This is a genomic window from Rhodococcus gannanensis (assembly GCF_042681175.1).
Classification (GTDB): Bacteria; Actinomycetota; Actinomycetes; order Mycobacteriales; family Mycobacteriaceae; genus Rhodococcus_G; species Rhodococcus_G gannanensis.
The window spans coordinates 619,844-642,646 of the sequence record NZ_JBHUFB010000020.1 but is presented as its reverse complement, the minus strand read 5'-3'; the positions used below and the strand labels follow the sequence as shown (position 1 = coordinate 642,646).

Genomic DNA, 22,803 nt, shown 5'->3' with positions numbered 1-22,803 from the left:
GAGAAGAGTTGCGATCGTGATGACGTAAAGGGTTCGCGGCGGACACCGTTGTCACTAGCGTGTGCAACGACCATCCAGAGCGACCGAGAGACCCGGCTCGATGACGTCGCAGCAACCCCCTGTTCGCAGGTGAGGGTGCTACCGCCGGGAACGATGGAGGCAGTGGCGTGACCGATGAGGGGCTGGTGACCGCATGGTCGCGGCTGCACATCGACCTGTGCCGAGTATCCGCGGACTTCTGTCGCTCCTGACGCTCTGGGTTCGAACAGCCTTCCCCTTCCTCAGATCATGGAGCCTCGGTGTCCTTCTCGTTCACTACCCCCGCTGCGCGCCGCCGCGCAGCGATCGCAGTCGCCGCGTCGGCGGCGCTCACCGCCGGACTGACCGCGTGCGGATCGTCCGACACGTCCGGCCCGTCGTCCGATGCCGGTGCACCCCAGTCGGGCGGCACCTTGCGCTACGGCCTCTCGGGAGCCCCGACATGCGCGGACCCCGCTCAGTCGGGATCCAACCAGACCATCTACGTGGCGCGTCAGGTCGTGGACTCGCTCACCGACCAGGATCCCGAGACCGGTGCACTGACGCCGTGGCTCGCCGAGAGCTGGGACGTGAGCAGCGACGCGTCGTCCTTCACCTTCCACCTGCGTGACGGGGTGACGTTCAGCGACGGGACGCCCTTCACAGCGGACTCCGTGAAGAAGAACTTTGACGCGATCCTGGGCACCCTGACGGCTGCCAAGGCCGCGCTCGCGGCCAGCTACCTGGCCGGATACACCGGTTCCACCGTCGTGGACCCGCAGACCGTACAGGTGAACTTCGCGGCGCCCAACGCGCAGTTCCTCCAGGCCACGTCGACGGTGCAGCTCGGCTTCCTGTCCGACGCGGATGTCGCGAAGTCCGCCGAGCAGCGCTGCGCGGGTGACCTGTCCGGCACCGGGCCGTTCGTGTACGAGAGCTATGTCCAGGACAAGTCCGCGACCCTTGCCAAGCGCGCCGGATACGCGTGGGGCTCCGACGTGTTCGCGCACGACGGTGAGGCCTACCTCGACAAGATCGAGTTCACGATCGTCCCCGAGTCCGGGGTGCGCAGCGGTTCGCTCGCATCGGGCCAGCTCGACGCCGTCTCCGACGCCCTCCCACAGGACGCACCGCAGATCGAGGGCTCGGGCGGACGCATCCTCACCACCTCGAATCCCGGCGTGCCCTTCGGTTTCCAGCCCAACGTGACCCGCGGTGTTCTCGCCGATCCGGCCGTGCGCGCCGCGATCGTGCCGGCGATCAATCGACAGGAACTCGTCGACACCGTCCTCGGACCCGACTTCAAGCCTGCGACGAGCACCCTCGCCTCCCGTACTCCCGACTACACCGCCCTCTCCGACGTCACCTACGACCCCGACGCCGCGAAGAAGATCCTCGACGATGCGGGCTGGGTACCCGGACCGGACGGCATCCGCGCCAAGAACGGCACACCGCTGAGCTTCTCGGTGACGTTCAGCTCTGTGTTCGCAGGCAATCAGGCGATTCTCGAGCTCGTGCAGCAGCAGCTGCGTCAGGTCGGCATCGACCTGCGCCTCGACCTCGTGTCCACCGCCGAGCAGACGGCGCGGCAGGGCACCAAGGACTACGACTCCACGTACTACAACAGCACCCGCGCGGACGGCGACATCCTGCGGACCGCGTTCGGCCTCGACGGCCGAAACCTCAACGCACGCGGACCCATCCCGGAACTCGACGAGGTGCTCGCGGCTCAGCTCCGGACCACCGACCCGCAGCAGCGTGGTGAACTGATCGAGCGTGCGCAGCAACTGATCCTCGACAACGGACTGTGGCTGCCCACCGTCGAACTGTCCCAGGCCATCGGTGCTGCCAGTGCCGTGCAGGACCTGAAGTTCGAGGCGTCGGCGCGGCTGCAGTTCTTCGACGCCTGGCTCAGCGAGTAACCGATGACCCGTTACCTCGGATCTCGTGTCCTGCAGGCGATCGGTGTGCTGTGGGCGGCGTTCACCGTGTCGTTCGTCGTGCTGTATCTGCTGCCGTCCGACCCGGTAAGCATGGCGGTGGACTCCGCTGCCGCCAGCGGCGCTGCGATCGACGCCGACGCAGTCGCCGCGCTGCAGGCCCGGTACGGGCTGGATCAGCCGGTATGGGTGCAGTACTGGAACTCGCTGACAGGCGCGGTCCGGGGTGACTTCGGCATCTCCATCGCCACCGGACAACCCGTGACGGAGGCGATCGCCGCGGCCGTACCGAGCACCCTCGCACTGGCATCGCTCGCTCTGGTGCTGGCGGTGGTGTTCGGTACCACGGTCGCGTTCCTCGCCACCTACACGCGGATCGGGTGGCTGCGCAACGCGCTCTTCTCATTGCCGCCGCTCGGTGTCGCCGTGCCCACGTTCTGGGTGGGTCTGATTCTGCTGCAGGTCTTCTCGTTCCGGCTGAAGCTGTTCCCCGCCTTCGGCGAGGGCGGATTCGACCACCTGCTGCTCCCGGCGATCACCCTCGCACTGCCGACCGGAGCGGTCGTCGCGCAGGTGCTCGCGGCGAGTCTGGACACCACCCTGCGTCAGCCGTTCGTGGAGGCCGCGCGGGCAAAGGGTGCCTCGCGGCTGCATATCCAGACTCGGCACGCATTGCGGCTGTCGAGCATTCCCGCGTTCACCATCGCCGGCGTACTCGTCGGTACACTTCTCGCGGGGTCGGTGGTCGTGGAGACGGTGTTCTCCCGAGCGGGCCTCGGGCGGCTGACGCAGACGTCGGTGATGGCCCAGGACATTCCGGTGGTGCAGGGCGTCGTCGTCTTCAGCTCGCTGGTGTTCGTGCTCGTCAACCTCGCGGTCGACCTGCTGTACCCGCTGATCGATCCGCGGATAGTCGGTGCGGGCCGTGGCGGCCGCGTGACCGCCTCCGCCCAGGACGAGGTGAAAGCTCATGTCTGACATGCTCATCCGGGAAACAACCGCGGTGGAGGCGCCGGCCCCGGCCCCGGCGCCGGTCGATTCGGCGCGGACGCGCGTCCTCGGCGTCCTCGTCACGGTTCGTCGCAACTGGGCGCTGGTGCTGTCCGCGGTGGTGCTGGTCCTCGCCGTCGGGTTCGCTCTGTTCCCCTCCTTCTTCGCGTCCGGTGATCCGCTGCAGGGAGTCCCGGCCGACAAACTGCAGGGGCCGAGCCTCGCGCACTGGTTCGGTACCGACAACATCGGCCGAGACGTGTACACCCGCGTCGTGCACGGTGCCGGGCTCTCGCTCACCGCAACGCTTGTCGCGGTCGGGATCGCGCTGGTGGTCGGCTCACTCGTCGGACTGCTGTCGGGTGCCGTCGGGGGAGCGGTCGACGCGGTGCTCATGCGCATCGTCGACGTGCTGCTCTCGATTCCCGCACTGCTGCTCTCGCTCGCACTGGTGACCGCACTCGGATTCGGGACGCTCAACGTCGCGATCGCGGTCGGTGTCGGTCTCGTCGCCAACTTCGCGCGTGTCATGCGCTCCGAGGTGTTGAGGGTGCGGCGCGCGCAGTACGTCGAGGCGGCGTTCGCGTCCGGTGTCCGCTGGCACACGGTGCTCCACCGGCACGTCCTGCGCAACGCCTACGCGCCGGTGGTTGCCCTGGCGGCAGTCGAATTCGGCATGGCCGTCCTGGCGGTGTCGTCGTTGAGCTTCCTCGGATTCGGTGCGATTCCCCCGACTCCGGAGTGGGGATCGCTGATCTCGGAGGGCCGCAACTACCTGGCCACCGCCTGGTGGATGACGACCCTGCCGGGTCTCGTCATCATCGCCGTCGTCCTCGCCGCGCACCGCATCGGACACACCATCGACGATCGGAGCAGGAGATGACCCCCTACCTGTCCAGCCCCACACCTGCCGGCCCGCTGCTCGCCGTCGACGGACTGCGCGTCGAGTACGGCAGTGAGGGCGACCCGGTGGTCGCCGTCGACGGTGTCGGATTCACGGTGTCGCGCGGCGAGGTCGTCGCCGTCGTCGGCGAGTCCGGATCCGGCAAGTCGACCACTGCGCACGCCGTCATCGGCCTGCTGTCCGGGAGCGGTCGGGTCACCGGCGGCAGCGTCACCTTCGACGGCCGGCGTCTGGACACGTTGCCGGAGAGGGCCCTCGAGAAGCTGCGCGGCGCCCGTATCGGCCTGGTGCCGCAGGATCCGACGACGTCGCTGAACCCGGTCGTCCGGATCGGGGAGCAGGTCGCCGAGGTACTGCGTATCCACGGCTTGGCGGATCGCCGGACCGCCCGGATCGAGGCCTTGCGCATCCTCGGCGAGGCCGGTCTGGACAATCCCGAGTTGCGGGCGAGGCAGTACCCGCAGGACCTGTCGGGTGGTCAGCGCCAGCGCGTCCTCATAGGAATCGCCCTGGCGTGCCGTCCCGATCTGGTGATCGCGGACGAGCCCACCAGTGCACTCGACGTCACCGTGCAGCGGCGCATCCTCGACCATCTGCAGGCCCGGATCGCCGAGAACGGCACCGCGGTCCTGTTCATCACCCACGACCTCGGGGTCGCCGCCGATCGCGCCGACCGCATCGTCGTCATGCAGCACGGGCGCGTCGTCGAAACCGGACCGGCGCGCCAGGTTCTGAGCGATCCGCAGCACGAGTACACGCGGGCACTGATCGACGCCGCCCCGAGCCTGGCCGACGCGCCCGTCCGGCCTTCGCACGGCGCGTCGGAACCGCTGCTCACGGTGGCGAACGTGTCGAAGACGTTCCGCATCGACCGCCGAACGTCGCTCGACGCGGTCGAGAACGTGTCCTTCGAGGTCTCCCGTGGGCGGACGTTGTCGCTGGTCGGCGAGTCGGGATCGGGGAAGTCGACGACCGCGCGGATCGCGATCCGGTTGGAGACCGCGACGTCGGGGCAGGTGTCGTTCGACGGTCGGGACATCACGACGCTGCGTGGCCGGGAACTGCGGGCCCTGCGGCGTCGGGCACAGATCGTGCACCAGAACCCGTATGCGTCATTGAACCCGAAGCTGCGGATCCGCGACATCGTCGCGGAACCGCTGGCGGCCTTCGGGATCGGTACCCGGGACGACCGGGCGCGACGGGTCGCGGAACTCCTCGATCAGGTGGCGCTGTCCGCGGCTCACCTCGACCGCAGGCCCGCCGAACTGTCCGGTGGGCAACGGCAACGCGTCGCGATCGCTCGCGCTCTGGCGCTGCAGCCCGAGCTTCTCGTACTCGACGAGCCAGTCTCCGCGCTCGACGTGTCGGTGCAGGCGCAGATCCTGGATCTTCTCGGCGAGCTGCAGACGGAATTGGGGCTGGCCTACCTGTTCATCTCCCACGACCTGGCGGTGGTCCGACAGGTCAGCGACGACGTCGCCGTGATGCGTTCCGGTGAGATCGTCGAGTTCGGCACCACAACAGACATTTTCGACAACCCACAGCACGAGTACACGAGGTCGCTGCTCGACGCGATCCCGGGAAAGGCCGCACATGTCCGATAACTCCGAGATTCTGGTGGGGGTCGAGTTCGCAGGCACCGGCGCGCACCCCGCTTCGTGGCGGCGCGACGACTCCCGCGCCGAGGAGATCTTCACCGGCGGCTACTGGTCCGAGCTGGTCGGGGCAGCGGACCGCGCGGGTGCGGACCTGGCCTTTCTGCCCGACACCTTCGGGGTGAGCGACGCTCGCGGCGCGGTCCGCGGCCGACTCGAAGCGGTCGGCGTCGCCGCCCGCCTGTCCGCCGTCACCTCGCGGGTCGGGTTGATCCCCACGGCGACCGTCACGCACACCGAGCCGTTCCACGTCGCGAAGGCGATTCAATCCCTCGACCACACCACGCGCGGTCGTGCGGGCTGGCAGGTCGCGGTGTCCGCCGGACCGGAGCAGGCAGAGCTGTTCGGACGCAAGGCAGCCCAGGACTCGACGTCACTGTGGGCCGAGGCGGAGGAGGCCACCGAGGTGGCCGTGCGCCTGTGGGACAGCTGGGAGGACGACGCGGAGATCCGCGACGTCGCGACGGGCAGGTTCGTCGACCGCGACAAGCTGCACTACATCGACTTCGTCGGTGAGCACTTCTCCGTGAAAGGGCCGTCCATCACGCCGCGGTCTCCGCAGGGCACGCCTCCGATCGCGGTGTCGGTCGACGGTGAGCAGTCGCTCGCCTTCGCGGCGGCTCGGGCGGACATCGTGCGAATCTCCACGCCGGACGTCCGCGGTGCGGCCGCCCTCGCCGACGAGGTGCGATCGCGGGCAGGCGACCGGCGACCGGTGGTGCTGCTCGACATCGATGTGCTGCTCGCGTCCGAGAACGCGGTGGCGGCGGTGGAGCGGGCTCGGCTCGACGAGTGGTCCGGAGTCGAGTATCGATCGAATTCGATACTGCACCAGGGTGACCCGGACGGTCTGATCGACCTGCTCCGCGGACTCAGCGGCGTCGACGGCGTCGTGCTGCGGCCGCTCGCGCTCGCGTCGACGCTGGAACTGCTCACCACCCGGGTGCTCCCCGCACTGCGGCCGACACCACGTACTGCGGCGACCGTCCGTGAACTGCTCGGCCTCGAGCGTCCGGTCAGCCGCTACGCCACCACTCACTGAAGGGATCGATCACCATGCCACGCGCCACCTCACGCAAGCAGGTGCACCTCGCGGCCCATTTCCCCGGCGTCAACAACACGACCGTGTGGGCGGACCCGGAATCGAAGAGCCAGATCGACTTCGACTCGTTCCTGCATCTCGCCCGCACCGCCGAACGGGGACTGTTCGACTTCTTCTTCCTCGCCGAGGGACTCCGCCTGCGTGAACACCGCGGACGCATCCACGACCTCGACGTCGTCGGCAGACCCGACACACTCACCGTGCTCGAAGCCCTCGCAGGCGCGACCACGCATCTCGGTCTGGCAGGCACCATCAACACGACGTTCAACGAACCGTACGAACTGGCCAAGCAGTTCGCGACACTCGACCACCTGTCCGGCGGCCGCGCTGCGTGGAACATGGTCACCTCGTCGGATGCCTTCACCGGTGAGAACTTCCGGCGCGGAGGCTATCTCGACCACTCGCAGCGGTACGTGCGAGCCAACGAGCTGATCGACGCCACCCGCCGGCTGTGGGACAGCTGGAGTCCCGGCGGCCCGATCGTGGACCGGGAGAACGGCGTCTTCGCCGCCGACGGCGACATCGATCCGTTCGACATCCGCACCACCCAGTTCGACATCCGCGGACGCTTCGAGGTCCCGCGCAGCCCTCAGGGGCACCCGATCCTGTTGCAGGCCGGGGACTCCGACGAGGGGCGCGAGTTCGGTGCCGCGAAGGCCGACGCGATCTTCACCGGACACGGCACCCTCGAGGACGGGCGCGCGTTCTACGCCGACGTCAAGGGCAGGCTCGCCAAGTACGGTCGCCGCCCTGACGAACTCAGGATCCTGCCCGCCGCAACGTTCGTGCTGGGGGACACCGCCGAGGACGCGGAGGAACGGGCCCGGCACATCCGTCTGCAGCAGGTCGGGCCGCAGACGGCGATCGCGTTCCTCGAGCAGGTGTGGGGGCGTGACCTCTCCGGGTACGACCCCGACGGGCCGCTGCCGGACGTCGAACCGGAGGACAACGTCGACATCACCCGCGGTCGCGTCCGGCACGCGAAGGATCCCCGAGCCGTCGCGCTGGCCTGGCGGGAGAAGGCGGAGGCCGAGAAGCTCAGCATCCGCGAGCTGATCATCGAGGTCACGGCCCGGCAGCAGTTCGTCGGAACCCCACAGGAGGTGGCCGACGAGATCGACACCTACGTGCAGACCGATGCCAGCGACGGCTTCATCCTCGTCCCGCACCTGACGCCCGCGGGGCTCGACGAGTTCGTTGACACCGTGGTTCCGCTGCTGCAGGAGAAGGGCAGCTTCCGCACCGCCTACGAGGGCACCACGCTGCGCAGCCATCTCGGGCTCGGAGCACCGCGACCGGCCCACGATTCCGGTCTTGTAACCGAAGGAGTTCGCGCGTCATGACCGCAACCGACACATTCCAGGCCGAGTGGCAGGACTGGCGCACGGCACGCGAGGCGGCGCTGGCGGATCCGCACGGGTGGCTGAGCCTGACCGCACTGCACTGGCTTGACGAACAGCCGACAGGCCTCGGTGAGGTACCCGGACTGTGGCACGTCGACGGTGACACGGTTGTGCATTCCGGAACGGCCTTCGCCGACGTAGTCACTCCCGTCGAGGGCGCGCCGGGTGAGCGCATCGAGTTCGGCGATCGGATCGCCGAGATCATCCGTCGAACGGGACGGTTCGCCGTCCGGATTCACGACCCCAAGTCACCCGCTCTCGCGGACTTCGCCGGGATCCCGGTCTACGAGGCAGACCCGTCATGGGTCGTCGCGGGACGGTTCGATACCTATCCCGATGGCCGCACCGTCACCACGGGCGCCGTCGTCGACGGCCTCGAGCATCACCACAATGCCGTCGGTACCGTGACGTTCGACCGGGACGGCAGCGAGCACACCCTCGTCGTGTTCGGCGACGGCAGCGGACCGACCCGGGTGCTGTTCACCGACGCGACCAGCGGCGTCACCACCTACCCGGCGGCCCGCATCCTGCACCTTTCGGCACCCGCCGACGACGGCACGGTGGTCCTCGACTTCACCCGCGCCGAGAACCTGCCCTGCGCGTTCACCGACGCCGCAACCTGCCCGATCGCGCCCGCCCAGAACCGCCTTCCCTTCCCGGTCGAAGCCGGCGAACGCGATCCCCGTCAGGAGGCCGCCGCATGACCCGCGTGCCACTGTCAGTACTGGACCTCGCTCCGGTCAGCGAGGGCAGCACACCTGCCGACGCGCTGGGCAACACCATCGACCTCGCCCGCCACGCCGAACAGTGGGGCTACCGCCGCTACTGGGTCGCCGAGCACCACTTCGTCGGGGTCGCCTCGTCGTCCCCCGCCGTCCTGATCGGGGCGATCGCCGCGGCCACCGAGAGCATCCGCGTCGGATCCGCCGCAGTGCAGTTGGGCCATCACACCGCCGCCGCGGTCGTCGAGGCGTTCGGCACGCTCGACGCGCTCCACCCCGGACGCATCGACCTCGGGCTCGGGCGATCAGGGCAGCGCCGCGCCGAGGCACTGGCCGCCGCGCAGTCGGGCCCGACGCCGGAACCGCGACGCGAGACGGTGATTCGGGACGGCCTGGTGATTCCGCCGCCGTTCTCGTTGGTCGGGCTGCTCTCGTCGGCGCGACTGGCGGCGGGACTCGGCGCCCTGCAACAGCCCGGCGCGCAGGCACCGGACTTCACACAGCAGGTCGACGACATCCTCGCCCTGATCGACGGGACCTATCGCACGCCCGACGGTGTCGACCTGCACGCGGTTCCCGGTGAGAATGCGCGGTTGCAGACCTGGATCTTCGGGTCGAGCGCCGGGCCGTCCGCCGAACTGGCCGGGCGGCTGGGGCTGCCGTTCGGCGCCAACTACCACGTCAGCCCCGGAACCACCGTCGAGGCGGTCGAGGCGTATCGTGCCGCGTTCCGACCGTCCGCGGTCCTCGCCGAGCCGTACATCGTGGTGTCAGCCGACGCCGTCGTCGCCGAAACAGACGGGAAGGCACAGGAACTCGCGTCGACCTACGGACAGTGGACGTACAGCATCAGGTCCGGTCAGGGCGCGGTTCCCTACCCGGATCCGCGTGGCGCCGCGCCGCTCACCGACGGCCAGCGCGCGCTCGTCGAGGACCGCCTCGTCACGCAGTTCGTCGGTGCGCCGGGCACGGTCGCGGAGCGGCTCGCGTCGCTGCAACGCGTCACCGGCGCCGACGAGATCGTGGTCACCTCCGTGACCCACGGCCATCGGGAGCGGCTGCGGTCGTACGAACTGCTGGCCCGTGAATGGGGCCTCGGCCTGCGCGCCGCCTGACCATTGCGTCCAACTGGCAGGGGCGTCAGGTGGCCGTGAAGGGGTTACCGGTGCGGCCGACGAGGTCGGCGACGGACTCGATCACGAGCGTCGGCCGGTACGGGAACAGTTCCACGCTCGCTCGGGTCGAGATCCCGGTCAGGACCAGGATCGTCTGCAGGCCCGCCTCGAGCCCCGACACCACGTCGGTGTCCATCCGGTCGCCGATCATCAACGTGTGCTCGGAGTGCGCACCGATCGAGCGCAGCGCCGACCGCATCATGAGCGGGTTCGGTTTGCCCACGTAGTACGGCTCGCGTCCCGTCGCGCGGGTGATCAGGGCCGCCACCGATCCGGTGGCGGGCAGCGATCCCTCGCGGGACGGGCCCGTCGCGTCGGGGTTCGTCGCGATGAACCGGGCGCCGCGTTCGACGAGGCGGATCGCCGTCGTGATCGCCTCGAACGAGTACGTTCGCGTCTCGCCGAGCACCACGTAGTCCGGGTCGTTGTCGGTCAGCACGTACCCGATCTCGTGCAGCGCGGTGGTCAGCCCGGACTCCCCGACGACGTACGCGCTGCCGCCGGGACGCTGGTTCCGCAGGAACGTCGCAGTGGCCAGCGCCGACGTCCAGATCGACTCCTCCGGGATGTCGAGGCCGGACTGCAGCAGTCGTGCCCGCAGGTCCCGCGGAGTGCGGATCGAGTTGTTCGTCAGCACGATGAACGGCGTCTCCGACGCACGGAGTTCGTCGAGGAATGCGTCCGCACCCGGCACGGGGTGCTCCTCGCGGACGAGCACCCCGTCCATGTCCATCAGGTACGTCCAGCCGGGGGTGGGCTCGGAGGTGGTCACGTTCCCAGTGTGCGCCCCCGAGGCTCCGGGTTCAGCCTTCGTAGGCCTGCTTGAGCACGTTGATGTCGAGTTTGCGCATCTGCATCATCGCGGCGACCGCGCGCTGCGAACCGGCGGGATCGGGGCCGCCGATCACCGACTTCAGGTCCCGGGGGACGACCTGCCACGACACCCCGAACTTGTCCTTCAGCCAGCCGCACTGCGACTCCTCGCCGCCGTCCGCGGTGAGCGCATCCCAGTACTCGTCGACCTCCGCCTGGTCCGCGCAGTCGATCTGGAAGGAGATCGACTCGTTGAAGGTGAACTGCGGCCCGCCGTTGAGTGCGGTGAACGACTGCCCGTCGATGGTGAACTCGACGGTCAGTGCGGTGCCCGCCGGCTTCGGCATGCCCTCGCCGTATCGGGCGATCTCACCGATGGAGGAGTTCTTGAAGACGGACGTGTAGAACTGAGCGGCTTCCTCGGCTTCGGAGTCGAACCACAGACACGGTGTGAACTTCTGCATGGCGCGCCGTCCCTTCGGGCTGGAGATGGGTGTCACCTGTGTAGACCGGCGCGGCCGCGGAAATTCATCGCGGCGGGCGGATCAGAAGCGCCGGATCTGGTTGATCGGCGGTAGCTGCGACAGCGGCGTCAGCCCGATCGGGACGCCCGCACCATAGGCGTTGAAGACCTGACCGAAGCCGGCGTAGATCCCGACGTGGTCGTTGGCGGCGCGGAACGTGATGATGTCGCCGGGTGCCATCGCCGCGAGGGGGATGGGGGTGCCGACCCACGCCTGCTGCTGGCTGACACGGGGCAATTGCACGCCGGCCTGCCGGAACGCCCACTGCACCAGGCCGGAGCAGTCCCACGCGTGGGGGCCGACTCCACCCCACAGGTACGGCTTGCCCGTCTGCGTGGTCGCGGCGGCGAGTGCCGTCAAGCCGGCCGGGGACGGGATGGGGAGGGGGATCGCCGAACTGCCCGCGCCGACCGATCCGGTGGAACTTCCCGCGCTTCCGGAGCTCTGCGCGAGGGCGGGTGCGGCGGGAAGGGCGACCACACCGGCGGTGAGGATCGCGGCGACGATTGATCGTCGTAGGAAACGGGCGCGAGTTGCTGTCGATCCGGTCACGGACGTGCCTCCTGGTCGGCCTCGAGCGAGCGACGGTTCGACTGGAACATCACGACTTCGGGATCAAGTGTTACACGCATCACACTGATCCGTGGCTGTTCTGCGACGTGGCGGGTGCCGGTGTCGTCCCTCAGATCCGCCGGACCGTGTTGATCGGCGGCAGGTCGGTCAGCGCCGTCAGTCCGATCGGCCGGTCCACGTCGTAGGCGTTGAACACCATCCCGGCGCCCGCGTAGATGCCGATGTGATCCGCCTCCTCGCGGAACGACACGACGTCACCCGGGGCCATGTCGGTGACGTCGACAGGCTCGCCGATCTCCGCCTGGTCCCAGCTCAACCGGGGCAGGTCGACCCCGGCCTGCCAGAACGCCCACTGCACCAGGCCGGAGCAGTCCCAGCTGTCCGGGCCGGTGCCGCCGTACAGGTACTGCTTGCCCTCCTGCGTGAACGCCGCCGCGAGGGCCGCCAGTCCGGCGCGGCTGGACGTCGCGACGACCGCGTCGTCCTGTTCGGTGCCGCTCGCCGCGGCCGCCGCGTCGAGGGCGTGCTGTTCCGCTGCCGTCAGCACGGACAGTCGATCGGACGTCGACCTCTCCAGGAGCGTGGGGACCGCGAGCGCACAGGCGACCAGTGCCGCCAATCCGACGGTGGCGACGCCGGTGCGGACGGCCCGACGGCGTCCGGTCGATTCGGACGTGGTCGACAATTCGGACACCCCCCGCGGCTGTGGACGCGGTCGTCGGCGCCGCGATCCGCCCTAGGTTAGCGACCGCTCGGAACCCGGGCAGTACTGCGGGTGTCGCCCGGACAGCAGGCCCGTCCGGTGTGAGGATGGACGGCGTGGCCGACACGGACGACGACACCACGCCGAACCGCCCCGACGAGCGCTTCACCCTCGCCAGCGAACGCACCTTCCTCGCGTGGATCCGCACCGCGCTCGGGCTGCTCGCCGGCGGTATCGCGCTGCTGCACGTGGTCCCCGACTTCAGCACCGGTTGGGTGCGTACCACCATCGCACTTGTGCTGATCGTGCTGGCGATCGCCGCACCCATCGCCGGACTGCGTCGGTGGCTGCAGGTCAAGGAGGCTCTCGAATCCGGTGCGGCGATGCCGCCGGAGCACGACCTGTGGGTGTTCGCGATCGCGATCAGCGCGATCGGGGTCGTCGCCGCGATCGCGACGATCGTGTCGGCTGCCTGAGACCCGGGTCCACGGGCCGCCCGCACCTGAATTAGCGTCGCGAGGAAGCGCACTACTCGAGGAGGAACCGTGGCACTGAAGCTTGGTTACAAGGCGTCGGCGGAGCAGTTCGGGCCGCGTGAGTTGGTGGAGTTGGCGGTGTTGGCGGAGTCGCGGGGGATGGATTCGGCGACGGTGTCGGATCATTTTCAGCCGTGGCGGCACAAGGGTGGGCATGCGCCGTTTTCTCTTGCGTGGATGACGGCGGTGGGGGAGCGGACGGAGCGGATCGAGTTGGGGACGTCGGTGTTGACGCCGACGTTTCGGTACAACCCGGCGGTGATTGCGCAGGCGTTCGCGACGATGGGGTGTTTGTATCCGGGGCGGGTGATGCTCGGGGTGGGGACGGGTGAGGCGCTCAACGAGATCGCGACGGGGTATTCGGGGGAGTGGCCGGAGTTCAAGGAGCGGTTCGCGCGGTTGCGGGAGTCGGTGCGGTTGATGCGGGAGTTGTGGTCGGGGGATCGGGTCGATTTCGAGGGGGAGTACTACCGGACGGTGGGGGCGTCGATTTATGACGTGCCGGAGGGTGGGATCCCGGTGTATGTCGCGGCGGGTGGTCCGGTGGTGGCCAGGTATGCGGGCCGGGCGGGGGATGGGTTCATCTGTACGTCGGGTAAGGGGATGGACCTCTACACGGAGAAGTTGATGCCGGCGGTGGCGGAGGGTGCGGAGAAGGCGGGCCGGGATGTCGCCACCATCGACAGGATGATCGAGATCAAGATCTCGTATGACACGGATCCGGGGTTGGCGTTGGAGAACACCAGGTTTTGGGCGCCGTTGTCGTTGTCGGCGGAGCAGAAGCATTCGATCGAGGATCCGATCGAGATGGAGGCGGCGGCGGATGCGTTGCCGATCGAGCAGGTGGCGAAGCGGTGGATTGTGGCGTCGGATCCGGATGAGGCGGTGGAGCAGGTGAAGGCGTATGTCGATGCGGGGCTCAATCATCTCGTGTTTCATGCGCCGGGTCATGATCAGCGGCGTTTTCTGGAGTTGTTCGAGCGGGATCTGGCGCCGCGGTTGCGGGCGTTGGTTTGACGGCCCTGTGCGCGTTTGTGGTGGTGGGAGCTACCGCAAACGCGCACAGGCGACGAAGTCGCACTCAGGCGACCAGCTTGGCCCTCAGGGCGTCGATCGTCGCCTCGCTCAGACCGAGGCCGGCAGTGAGATAGCCGTGGATGCTGCCGTAGTCGGCGACCGCCTGGTCGATTCCGGCCTGCAGGTAGCTCGCGTCGACCGCCAGCACCGGGGCGAGATTCGTTGCCGCGCTCTGGCCGAGTGCCAGGCCGATGAGGGCGAGCGTCTTGCTGTTCGACTGTTCGAGGTAGGTGTTGCTCAGCAGGTAGTCGTCCATGATCGTCTGCTGGGGCAGACCGGCGATGGTCTGCAGCAGCATCGCGGTCCAGCCGGTGCGGTCCTTGCCGGACGAGCAGTGGAACAGCTGGGCGCCGTCCTCGGTGGCGAGCGAGGTGAGCAACTGGGCGAACGCCGCCCGCCGCGTCGGATCCGTCACGAACCCCCGGTTCGCCTCGCGCAGGAACTCGCGGCCCTCCTCCGGTGAACCGATGGTCTGGGCCAGCTGGGTCACGTCACCGAACTCGATGGGTATCTGCGTGTACTGGGCGCTCGCCGGGATCTTGTCGGCGCCGCCGACGAGCGGGTTGCTGATCTCGCTGGCGCCACGCAAGTCGTAGACGTCGGCCACGCCGAGTGACACGAGGGTCTGCAGGTCCGCGTCCGACGTCCCGTCGAGCGCGTCGGCGCGGAAGAACACACCGCGCTTCAGGTGCCCGCCGTCGGTCGTCGCGTATCCGTCGCCGTCGTTACCCGCGACGTCGCGGAAGTTGCTGACGGAGGCCAGGATCGACGGACTCGACTCGCCACTCGAACCCAGCGATCCGGTGTCCAGCGATCCGGTGCCGAGGGAGCCGAGATCCACGGCGCCTGCCATGGTGGGTGCCGCTATCAGCAATCCACCCGCGAGCAGTGCGGCGGCAAAGGTTTTCACGGTGTGTCGGGACATGGTGGAACCTCTCTCGTTGGTGACGCTGTCGTGGGATGAACTTCGGCGCCGGGGTAGGACGCCGAGCGGTCCGGTGACGTGCTGACGTGGGCGGACGACGCGGTGATCGGTGCCTGCACACGATCCGTTCCCGGTGGCGGTGACACGGGTCGTGGGCCGGGCGGGTCCGCGAGAGTCCCTCCGGGGTGGAGAGACCGAGGTGTCACGGTTCATGACGACTCCCGTCGTGGTGCACAGCCGACGTCCCCCGACGACGGGCGTCGCCCGAGTTCGGTTGTGCGCGAGCGTGGGACGGTCGCCCCACGTCAAAGCCGTTACAGCCTGTAATCACTAGAGCCGTGACAGAATGTAACGACTAGATCGGGACTGCGTACGGGGTTTGAAGAATGTCGAAGGAACGGGTGCCGAAACACCGGCTCGGCCCGCAACGCGATCCCGCCATCGACGAGGCGGTGCTGGCGGCGACGCGGCAGTTGCTCGTCGAGCGGGGCTACTCCGGAACGTCCATCGACGCGATCGCCACGCGCGCGGGGGTCGGCCGTCCGGCGATCTACCGGCGGTGGCCCTCGAAAGCCCACATCGTCAACGACGCCGTCTATCCCGTCCTCGACACCGACCGGGACGCCGACATCGACGCCGAACTCGGGACCAGCGGTGCGATGCCGGACCAGGTGCGCGATCTCGTGCACGGCGCCGTCGCACTGTTCGCGAGCCCGTCTACGCGAGCGGGCGTACCCGGTCTGATCAGCGAACTCCGCACCGACGGCGCGCTCCGCGACACGCTCGTCGTGCGTCAGCTCGCCGGCGTCGCCGCCGAACTCCGCAGGCGGCTCGACGCGGCGGCCGAGGCCGGCGAGATCCGCGCGGGTGTCGACGCCGACACCCTGCTCGACGTGCTGGGCGGCGCCGCGATCTTCGCGCTGTGCATTCGGGACGTGCAGGACACCGACGGTCTCGCCGGCCGGCTCACGGACCTGGTCCTGAACGGCATCCTGCCCACCGCGGGCCGCGCAGCGGGCGAAGGCACCCACACGGGCCGCAGCTAGGCTCACTGCACATGGAAGCAAGCGAGGACGTCAGGGAAGCCGCTCGCCGGATCGGTGCGGTGTTCGGTGCGCTGCCGCAGGTGGTGATGTTCCGGGCGGCCGTCGACCCGGAGGCCGACGGCGAGCAGCCCGACGAGGTCGCCGTCGCGATCGGGGACGGCTGCCCCGGCCCCGGCTACGCCTCGTACGCGACGCTCGATCTGTCCCGGTACCCGACCAACGTCACCACCGAGGACGGCAGGCCGATCCGAACCGAGCTCGTCACCGTCGGCCGCGCCGACGACCGCGTCCTCGCCGACGTCCTCGCCCAGTGCGCGTTCGCGCTCGCGTCCGGCTCCTTCCACGTCACCCCGAACACGATCGTCCCCAACGCGGTGAAGGAGGCCGACCCGGGTCGCGGCACCAAGCACCTGATGCTGGTCGTCCCGTTCATCTGGCCCGACCTGGAGATCCTCGTGGACCGCGAGGAGGACGTCACGACCTGGCTGCAGGCCGTTCCGATCACGGACGCCGAACTCGAGCTGGCGTCCCGGGACGGTGCCGAGGCGTTGTTCGCCCGCCTCGAGACGGCCGGCGCAGATGTCTCCAACCTCGACCGCGATTCGGTGGTCTGACAGCGACGGACACCACGAGTTCCCACGGGCGGGGTCGTCCCGTCCGCTGTTGCGCTGCCCGTGAGTGCCTTTCGGCATAGGATCCTGCCATGAATCGGCCGTGGCCACTGGTTCAGCGGCAGCGCGAGTTCGACACGCTCACCGCCGCACTGACCTCTGCGACCGGTGCCTGCGGTGTGGTCCTCACCGGCGATGCCGGCGTGGGCAAGACAACTCTGGCGCGGGTCGCGACCCAGTCGATCCCCGGCGAGGTGCGCTGGGTCGCGGGCACGGAGTCCGCGCGCAGCATCCCGCTCGGGGTGTTCGCGCACCTGGTCGGCTCCTCGACCGCTCGCGACCCGGTGGCGTTCATGTCCGCGGCGCGCGAAGCGCTGCTCGGCACGTCCGGCCGGGTCGTGATCGGGGTCGACGACGCGCACCTGCTCGACCAGCTCTCCGCGACCTTCCTGCACCAACTGGCGATCGACCGGGCGGTGCACATCGTCGCTACGGTACGCAGCGGCGAATCGACCCCGGACGCGGTGACGTCGCTGTGGAAGGACGGCCACCTGACCCGCCTCGAACTGCGACCCTTCACCCGCGACCAGAGCGTCACCTTCATCGAGTCGGTGCTGGGCGGCCCCCTGGAAGGGCTGAGCGCGAAACTGATGTGGGAGGCGTCCGGCGGTAACGCGCTGTTCCTGCATCACCTCGTCGAGGGCGCACTCGAAGCGGGGACGCTGCGCGAGCAGCGCGGCGTGTGGCAGCTTCGGGGCCGGGCGGCGATCACCTCAGAACTGGCGTCCCTCCTCGAGGACCGCATCGACCAGCTGTCGCCGGAGGTGATCCGGGTACTGGAACTGCTCACCTTCTGCCAACCGCTGGCACTCGGCACCCTCGGTGACCTCGCAGGCGAGGACGCCGTCGAGGAGGCGGAACAGCGCGGCCTGGTGCGGATCGTCGAGGACGGCCCGAAGATCGAGGTGCACTACAGCCACCCGATGTTCAGCGAGGTGGTCCGGCGCCGCGTGGGTCGTGCAGCGGCGCGGCGACTGCGCGGCAACCTCGTCGAGGCGCTCCAGGCGACGCCCCCGACGACGCCGAGCGACCGGATCCGGCTCGCGGAACTCGCGCTCGACAGCGACCAGACCCCCGACATCGACCTGTTGCTGACCGCGTCGAAGGACGCGATCGCGTTCTCCAACGTGCCGCTCGGTGAGCGGCTGGCGAAGGCCGCGGTCGACCGCGACGGCGGGTTCCGCGCGGCGAATCTACTGGCCAGGTCGCAGCTGTGGCAGGGGCGGGCGGCGGACGCGGACGCCGCGCTCGCGCGTTTCGATCCCGACTCGCTCGACGAGAGCGAACTGGTGCGCTGGGGCGCGACCCGCGTCGCGAACCTCTTCTGGGCCGCCGGTGACGCCGACGCCGCGCACGCCGTCCTCGACGAGGTGACGCAGCGGGTGCAGAGTCCGATCGCCGTCGCGGTGGTGCGCGGCGTCGGGGCCACCTGCGCGGTGTTCGAGAATCGTCTCGACGAGGGCCTCGCGGAGGCGGAAAGCGTTCTGGCGGAAGCGAGTACCGTGCCGTGGGCCGAGGAGTGGGGGATGTTCGCGGCGTCGATGGCGTTGGCGGTCGGGGGTCGCGGACAGCGGGTCGCGGACCTGGCCGCCCGCGGCGACGCCGTGCGGAACCAGGTGGACGGCCTCACCCGCTACCCGGCCGCGATGGGTCCCGTTCTCGCGTCGGTGTTCACCGGCGAGTTCGACGCCGCGGCGCAGCGCGCGCAGCGCTACCTCGACGAGGCCGCCGCGACCGGGCAGTACCTGAGTTGGGGTCAGGCGAACATCCTCCATGCGCCGGTGGACATCGCCCGGGGGCGGTTCGCGGACGCGGCACGACGGCTGGAACAGGCGCTGGCCGCGTTGACCGTCGGTGACTCCGGGTCCGCCCTCGCCTGGATATTCCCGGTGTATCCGTATCTGGCGCAGGCATATTCGGTGCTCGGACGAGTGTCAGACGCCACCGCGGTACTCGCCGCCGGGCAGGAGCGCTACGGCAGGCACGTTGCGGTCTTCGGGCCGATGTTCGAGATCGGCAAGGCGTGGGAGGCAGCCGGTCGTGGTGAGACCTCCCGTGCGATCACCACGGCACGGGCCGCCGCCGAGTGCGCACGCGAGGCCGGGCAGTTCGCCGTCGAGGCGATGGCACTGCACCTGGCGACCCGGCTCGGCGACAAGACGACGTCGGCTCGCCTCGCCGAGCTCGCCGACGTGTGCGACGGCAGATTCGTCGCCCTCGCCGCGGCGCAGGCCGCAGCGTTCTCCGCGGGGGACGGTGACGAATTGTCGAGGGTGTCGGGTGAGTTCGAGCAGATGGGCGCACTCCTCGATGCCGCGGACGCCGCCGCTCAGGCCGCGGTCGCGTTCGCGAACGCCGACCGGCGTCGCGACTCCCTCGACGCAGGCGCGACGGCGAACGCTCTCGCGCAGCGGTCCGACCACGCCTCGACGCCGGCCGTGCTCGAGGCCGCTCGGCCGCTGCCGCTGACCAGTCGGGAGCGCGAGATCGCGTCGATGGTCGCGGTCGGCCTGTCGAACCGGGAGATCGCCGACCGGCTGGTGGTGTCCGTACGCACCGTGGAGGGGCACATCTACCGCGCGTGCACGAAGCTCGACGTCGCCGATCGCAACGGCCTCGCGGACTCGCTGCGCACGCGGCGCTGACCTCGGGGCCCACCCGTCACCTGCCTCGACCAGGTTGTGCACGCCCAGTCGAGGCGGGGCCTCGGCGACGAGGGCGCACTAGTCTGACGACATGGCATCTGCAGCGTCGTCGGTCTCGAGCGTCTACATCGCCTCCCCGGAGGGGGACACCGGAAAATCGACCATCGCGCTCGGTGCACTGCAGATGCTGTGCGGGTCGACGGCCCGCGTCGGGGTGTTCCGGCCCATCGCCCGGTCCACCGCCGAACCCGACTACGTCCTCGAACTGCTCCTCGACCACACCACCGCCGATCTCGGCTACGAGCAGTGCATCGGCGTCACCTACGACGACGTACACGAGGACCCCGAGCTGGCGCTCGCCGAGATCGTGGCCCGCTACCACGTGGTGGCCGCGGAATGCGACGCGGTGGTGATCGTCGGCAGCGACTACACCGACGTCGCGAGCCCCAGCGAACTGGAGTTCAACGCCCGTATCGCGGTCAACCTGGACGCCCCGGTGCTGCTGGCGCTGCGGGGTGCCCGCCGTACGCCCGACGAGGTGTACCAGCTCGGTCAGATGTGCGCAGCCGAGCTGCGGTCACAGCACGCGCATCTCGTCGGGATCGTCGTGAACCGCTGCGAGCCCGACGACATGGACGCGGTGGCCGAGGCGCTGACCCCGCTCGGCGTCCCCGTCCGGACCCTGCCCGAGGTGCCGCTGCTGGTGGCGCCGACGGTCGCCGAGTTGCAGGTCGCCATCGGAGGCGAGCTGTACAGCGGCGACCTCGAACTGCTCCAGCGAGAGGTGATGAAGGTGATGGTCGGCGGTATGACCGCCGAACACATTCTCGAGCGGCTCTCCGAAGGCATGGTGGTGATCGCGCCCGCGGATCGATCCGACGTGCTGCTCGCCGTCGTCAACGCGCACGAGGCCGACGGGTTCCCGTCCCTGGCCGGAATCATCATGAACGGCGGTCTGCAACCGCACCCGTCGATCGCGAAGCTGATGGCGGGCCTGCGGCCCAGCCTGCCGATCCTCACGACCGACCTCGGCAGCTTCGACACCGCCTCGGCCGCGGCGGCCACGCGCGGGCGGGTTGCGGTCGGCTCGCAACGCAAGGTGGACACCGCGATCGGCCTGATGGAGCAGCGGGTCGACTCGGCGGACCTGATCGCCTGGCTGCGGGTGGACAGACCCGAGGTCGTCACCCCACAGATGTTCGAGCACCAGCTGATCGAGCGCGCCCGCGCCGACCGCAAGCACATCGTCCTCCCCGAGGGCGACGACGACCGGGTGCTGCGCGCCGCCGGCCGGCTCCTGCAGCGCAAGGTGGCCGACCTGACCCTTCTCGGCGACGAGGCGACGGTCCGACGTCGCGCCGCCGAACTCGGCGTGGATCTCGACGACGCGGCCGTCCTCGATCCGCTCGACTGCGAGTACTCCGAGCGGTTCGCCGTCGAGTACGCCCAGCTCCGCGCGCACAAGGGGATGACGTACGAGCGGGCCCGTGAGGTGATGGGCGACGTCTCCTACTTCGGAACGATGATGGTGCACACCGGGATCGCCGACGGGATGGTGTCCGGGGCCGCGCACACGACCGCCCACACGATCAGGCCGTCGTTCGAGATCATCCGGACCGAGCCTGGGGTGTCGACGGTGTCGAGCATCTTCCTGATGTGCCTCGCGGACCGGGTGCTCGCCTACGGCGACTGCGCCGTCGTGCCCGACCCGACGGCGGAGCAGCTCGCCGACATCGCGATCTCCTCGGCGGCGACCGCGGCCCGCTTCGGCATCGACCCCCGCATCGCGATGCTGTCGTACTCGACGGGTGACTCCGGCGCGGGTGTCGAGGTGGACAAGGTGCGGACCGCGACGGCACTGGTGCGGGAGCGGCGCCCGGATCTGTTGGTGGAGGGCCCGATCCAGTACGACGCGGCCATCGAGCCGACCGTCGCTGACGCGAAACTTCCCGACTCGGCGGTCGCGGGTCGCGCGACCGTCTTCGTGTTCCCGGACCTGAACACCGGCAACAACACGTACAAGGCGGTGCAGCGCAGCGCAGGAGCGGTCGCGGTCGGACCGGTCCTGCAGGGCCTGAACAAACCCGTCAACGACCTGTCCCGGGGCGCGCTCGTCCAGGACATCGTCAACACGGTGGCGATCACCGCGATCCAGGCGCAGGGCGTCGGTCAGGAGCAGTCGTCGTGAAAGACTCCGTGCTCGTCGTCAATTCGGGCTCGTCCTCGGTGAAGTACCAGCTCGTCGACCCGGAGAGCGGGGTGGCGATCGCGGCGGGACTGGTGGAGCGGATCGGGGAGCCGGACGGGCTGATCACCCACCACCACGACGGTGTCGACCGGGAGCACCGGGGGCCGATCCCCGACCACGGTGAGGGGCTGCGGCTGGCGTTCGACATGTTCGCCGCCACCGGGATCGACCTGACGACGGCGGGCATCGCGGCGGTCGGGCACCGCGTCGTCCACGGCGGCGAGGTCTTCCACGAGCCGACGGTGATCACGCCGGAGGTGCTCGCCGAGATCCGCCGGCTCTCCGCGCTGGCGCCGCTGCACAATCCGGCGAACGCGCTCGGAATCGAGAGCGCGATGCGGGTGCTGCCGTCGGTCCCGCACGTCGCCGTGTTCGACACCGCCTTCTTCCACACCTTGCCGATGGAGGCCCGCACCTACGCCGTCGACGCAGAGATCGCGAAGGCACACGGCGTGCGCCGCTACGGTTTTCACGGCACCTCACACCAGTTCGTGTCCGGCCGGGTGGCCGAGTTCCTGGGCCGGGATCCCGGCACGCTGAAGCAGATCGTCCTGCATCTCGGCAACGGGGCGTCGGCCTCCGCCATCGACGGCGGACGTGCCGTCGACACCTCGATGGGGCTGACCCCGCTGGAGGGGCTGGTGATGGGGACCCGCAGCGGCGACATCGACCCCGGCCTGGTGATGCACCTGCGGCGCAGCGCCGGACTGGACGTCGACGCCATCGACGAACTCCTCAACCGCCGGTCCGGCCTCAAGGGACTGTGCGGTGTCAACGACTTTCGTGAACTGCGCCGCCTGATCGACGACGGCGACGAGGACGCCGCGCTCGCCTACGACGTCTACATCCATCGGCTGCGCAAGTACGTCGGCGCGTACCTGCTGAACCTCGGCGGCGTGGACGTCATCACCTTCACAGCCGGTGTCGGGGAGAACTCGGTGCCGGTGCGGGCCGACGCCCTCGCCGGGCTGGAACGGCTCGGCATCGAGATCGACCCGGACCGCAACGCCAGGCGCAGCCGCGAACCCCGCGTCATCTCCACCGACTCGTCCGCGGTGACCGTTCTCGTCGTCCCCACCAACGAGGAACTCGCGATCGCCCGGTTCGCCCGGGCGTGCGCGTAGCCGGCGGGC

At 69.5% G+C, this 22,803-nt stretch carries 21 protein-coding genes and 1 riboswitch; of the genes, 16 read left to right on the top strand and 5 right to left on the bottom strand.

The window, feature by feature from the left end; all coding sequences use genetic code 11:
- Nucleotides 1–67: 67 nt before the first annotated feature.
- A riboswitch (SAM riboswitch) is annotated at nt 68–160 on the top strand.
- A 7-nt stretch (nt 161–167) separates the two neighbouring features.
- The 9 genes from ACFSJG_RS23740 (at nt 168) to ACFSJG_RS23700 (ending at nt 9,849) form a co-directional block, all read left to right on the top strand.
- Nucleotides 168–251 carry a putative leader peptide gene (locus tag ACFSJG_RS23740; protein WP_378487934.1) on the top strand — a complete coding sequence of 28 codons (84 nt, stop codon included), beginning with the start codon at nt 168–170 and terminating at the stop codon, nt 249–251.
- Between the two features lie 93 nt (nt 252–344).
- Nucleotides 345–1,940 (top strand): ABC transporter substrate-binding protein, encoded by a 1,596-nt coding sequence (locus tag ACFSJG_RS23735; RefSeq protein ID WP_378487933.1) that lies wholly within the window; start codon nt 345–347, stop codon nt 1,938–1,940.
- A 3-nt stretch (nt 1,941–1,943) separates the two neighbouring features.
- Nucleotides 1,944–2,936 (top strand): ABC transporter permease, encoded by a 993-nt coding sequence (locus tag ACFSJG_RS23730; RefSeq protein WP_378487678.1) that lies wholly within the window; start codon nt 1,944–1,946, stop codon nt 2,934–2,936.
- A complete protein-coding gene (locus ACFSJG_RS23725; RefSeq protein ID WP_378487677.1) occupies nt 2,929–3,831 on the top strand; it encodes an ABC transporter permease in 903 nt (300 codons plus the stop codon). Before ACFSJG_RS23730 ends, ACFSJG_RS23725 begins: the two co-directional genes overlap by 8 nt.
- Nucleotides 3,828–5,456, top strand: coding sequence for a dipeptide ABC transporter ATP-binding protein (locus tag ACFSJG_RS23720; protein ID WP_378487676.1), 1,629 nt, complete (start codon nt 3,828–3,830; stop codon nt 5,454–5,456). The genes ACFSJG_RS23725 and ACFSJG_RS23720 overlap by 4 nt, the downstream gene beginning before the upstream one ends.
- Nucleotides 5,446–6,549, top strand: coding sequence for an LLM class flavin-dependent oxidoreductase (locus tag ACFSJG_RS23715; RefSeq protein ID WP_378487675.1), 1,104 nt, complete (start codon nt 5,446–5,448; stop codon nt 6,547–6,549). The genes ACFSJG_RS23720 and ACFSJG_RS23715 overlap by 11 nt, the downstream gene beginning before the upstream one ends.
- Nucleotides 6,550–6,563: 14 nt before the next feature.
- The gene (locus ACFSJG_RS23710; protein ID WP_378487674.1) at nt 6,564–7,952 is read left to right on the top strand and encodes an NtaA/DmoA family FMN-dependent monooxygenase; all 1,389 of its coding nucleotides are present in this window, start codon (nt 6,564–6,566) and stop codon (nt 7,950–7,952) included.
- A complete protein-coding gene (locus ACFSJG_RS23705; protein ID WP_378487673.1) occupies nt 7,949–8,716 on the top strand; it encodes a DUF1684 domain-containing protein in 768 nt (255 codons plus the stop codon). The genes ACFSJG_RS23710 and ACFSJG_RS23705 overlap by 4 nt, the downstream gene beginning before the upstream one ends.
- Nucleotides 8,713–9,849 carry an LLM class flavin-dependent oxidoreductase gene (locus ACFSJG_RS23700; protein WP_378487672.1) on the top strand — a complete coding sequence of 379 codons (1,137 nt, stop codon included), beginning with the start codon at nt 8,713–8,715 and terminating at the stop codon, nt 9,847–9,849. The genes ACFSJG_RS23705 and ACFSJG_RS23700 overlap by 4 nt, the downstream gene beginning before the upstream one ends.
- A gap of 25 nt (nt 9,850–9,874) precedes the next feature.
- On the opposite strand, the gene ACFSJG_RS23695 is transcribed toward ACFSJG_RS23700, so the two are convergent.
- The 4 genes from ACFSJG_RS23695 to ACFSJG_RS23680 all read right to left on the bottom strand — a co-directional run bounded on the left by ACFSJG_RS23695 (nt 9,875) and on the right by ACFSJG_RS23680 (nt 12,504).
- On the bottom strand, nt 9,875–10,642 hold the full coding sequence (locus ACFSJG_RS23695; RefSeq protein WP_378487932.1) for an HAD-IIA family hydrolase: 768 nt from the start codon (nt 10,640–10,642) through the stop codon (nt 9,875–9,877).
- A 70-nt stretch (nt 10,643–10,712) separates the two neighbouring features.
- On the bottom strand, nt 10,713–11,186 hold the full coding sequence (locus ACFSJG_RS23690) for a VOC family protein (protein WP_378487671.1): 474 nt from the start codon (nt 11,184–11,186) through the stop codon (nt 10,713–10,715).
- Between the two features lie 81 nt (nt 11,187–11,267).
- On the bottom strand, nt 11,268–11,798 hold the full coding sequence (locus tag ACFSJG_RS23685) for a C40 family peptidase (protein WP_378487670.1): 531 nt from the start codon (nt 11,796–11,798) through the stop codon (nt 11,268–11,270).
- 130 nt (nt 11,799–11,928) lie between these two features.
- Nucleotides 11,929–12,504: a C40 family peptidase gene (locus ACFSJG_RS23680; RefSeq protein WP_378487669.1), complete on the bottom strand. Its 576-nt coding sequence runs from the start codon at nt 12,502–12,504 to the stop codon at nt 11,929–11,931.
- A 125-nt stretch (nt 12,505–12,629) separates the two neighbouring features.
- Here ACFSJG_RS23680 and ACFSJG_RS23675 point away from each other — a divergent pair, with 125 nt between their 5' ends.
- Together ACFSJG_RS23675 and fgd are read left to right on the top strand one after the other, a co-directional pair.
- On the top strand, nt 12,630–12,998 hold the full coding sequence (locus ACFSJG_RS23675) for a YidH family protein (protein WP_378487668.1): 369 nt from the start codon (nt 12,630–12,632) through the stop codon (nt 12,996–12,998).
- Nucleotides 12,999–13,067: 69 nt separating this feature from the next.
- Nucleotides 13,068–14,075, top strand: coding sequence for a glucose-6-phosphate dehydrogenase (coenzyme-F420) (gene fgd, locus ACFSJG_RS23670; RefSeq protein ID WP_378487667.1), 1,008 nt, complete (start codon nt 13,068–13,070; stop codon nt 14,073–14,075).
- A gap of 64 nt (nt 14,076–14,139) precedes the next feature.
- Here the strand turns inward: fgd and ACFSJG_RS23665 are convergent, their stop codons facing one another.
- The gene (locus ACFSJG_RS23665) at nt 14,140–15,060 is read right to left on the bottom strand and encodes a tyrosine-protein phosphatase (RefSeq protein ID WP_378487666.1); all 921 of its coding nucleotides are present in this window, start codon (nt 15,058–15,060) and stop codon (nt 14,140–14,142) included.
- A 386-nt stretch (nt 15,061–15,446) separates the two neighbouring features.
- On the opposite strand from ACFSJG_RS23665, the gene ACFSJG_RS23660 reads away from it, so the two are divergent.
- The 5 genes from ACFSJG_RS23660 to ACFSJG_RS23640 all read left to right on the top strand — a co-directional run bounded on the left by ACFSJG_RS23660 (nt 15,447) and on the right by ACFSJG_RS23640 (nt 22,794).
- Complete coding sequence (locus ACFSJG_RS23660) at nt 15,447–16,106, top strand: TetR/AcrR family transcriptional regulator (protein ID WP_378487665.1); 660 nt, start codon at nt 15,447–15,449, stop codon at nt 16,104–16,106.
- Between the two features lie 11 nt (nt 16,107–16,117).
- Complete coding sequence (locus ACFSJG_RS23655; protein ID WP_378487664.1) at nt 16,118–16,720, top strand: suppressor of fused domain protein; 603 nt, start codon at nt 16,118–16,120, stop codon at nt 16,718–16,720.
- An 89-nt stretch (nt 16,721–16,809) separates the two neighbouring features.
- Nucleotides 16,810–19,422: a helix-turn-helix transcriptional regulator gene (locus ACFSJG_RS23650; protein WP_378487663.1), complete on the top strand. Its 2,613-nt coding sequence runs from the start codon at nt 16,810–16,812 to the stop codon at nt 19,420–19,422.
- A 91-nt stretch (nt 19,423–19,513) separates the two neighbouring features.
- Nucleotides 19,514–21,610, top strand: a complete 2,097-nt coding sequence (pta, locus tag ACFSJG_RS23645; RefSeq protein WP_378487662.1) for a phosphate acetyltransferase — start codon at nt 19,514–19,516, stop codon at nt 21,608–21,610.
- Entirely contained in the window at nt 21,607–22,794 is a 1,188-nt protein-coding gene (locus ACFSJG_RS23640; RefSeq protein WP_378487661.1) for an acetate kinase, read from the top strand. The genes pta and ACFSJG_RS23640 overlap by 4 nt, the downstream gene beginning before the upstream one ends.
- Nucleotides 22,795–22,803 lie beyond the last annotated feature (9 nt).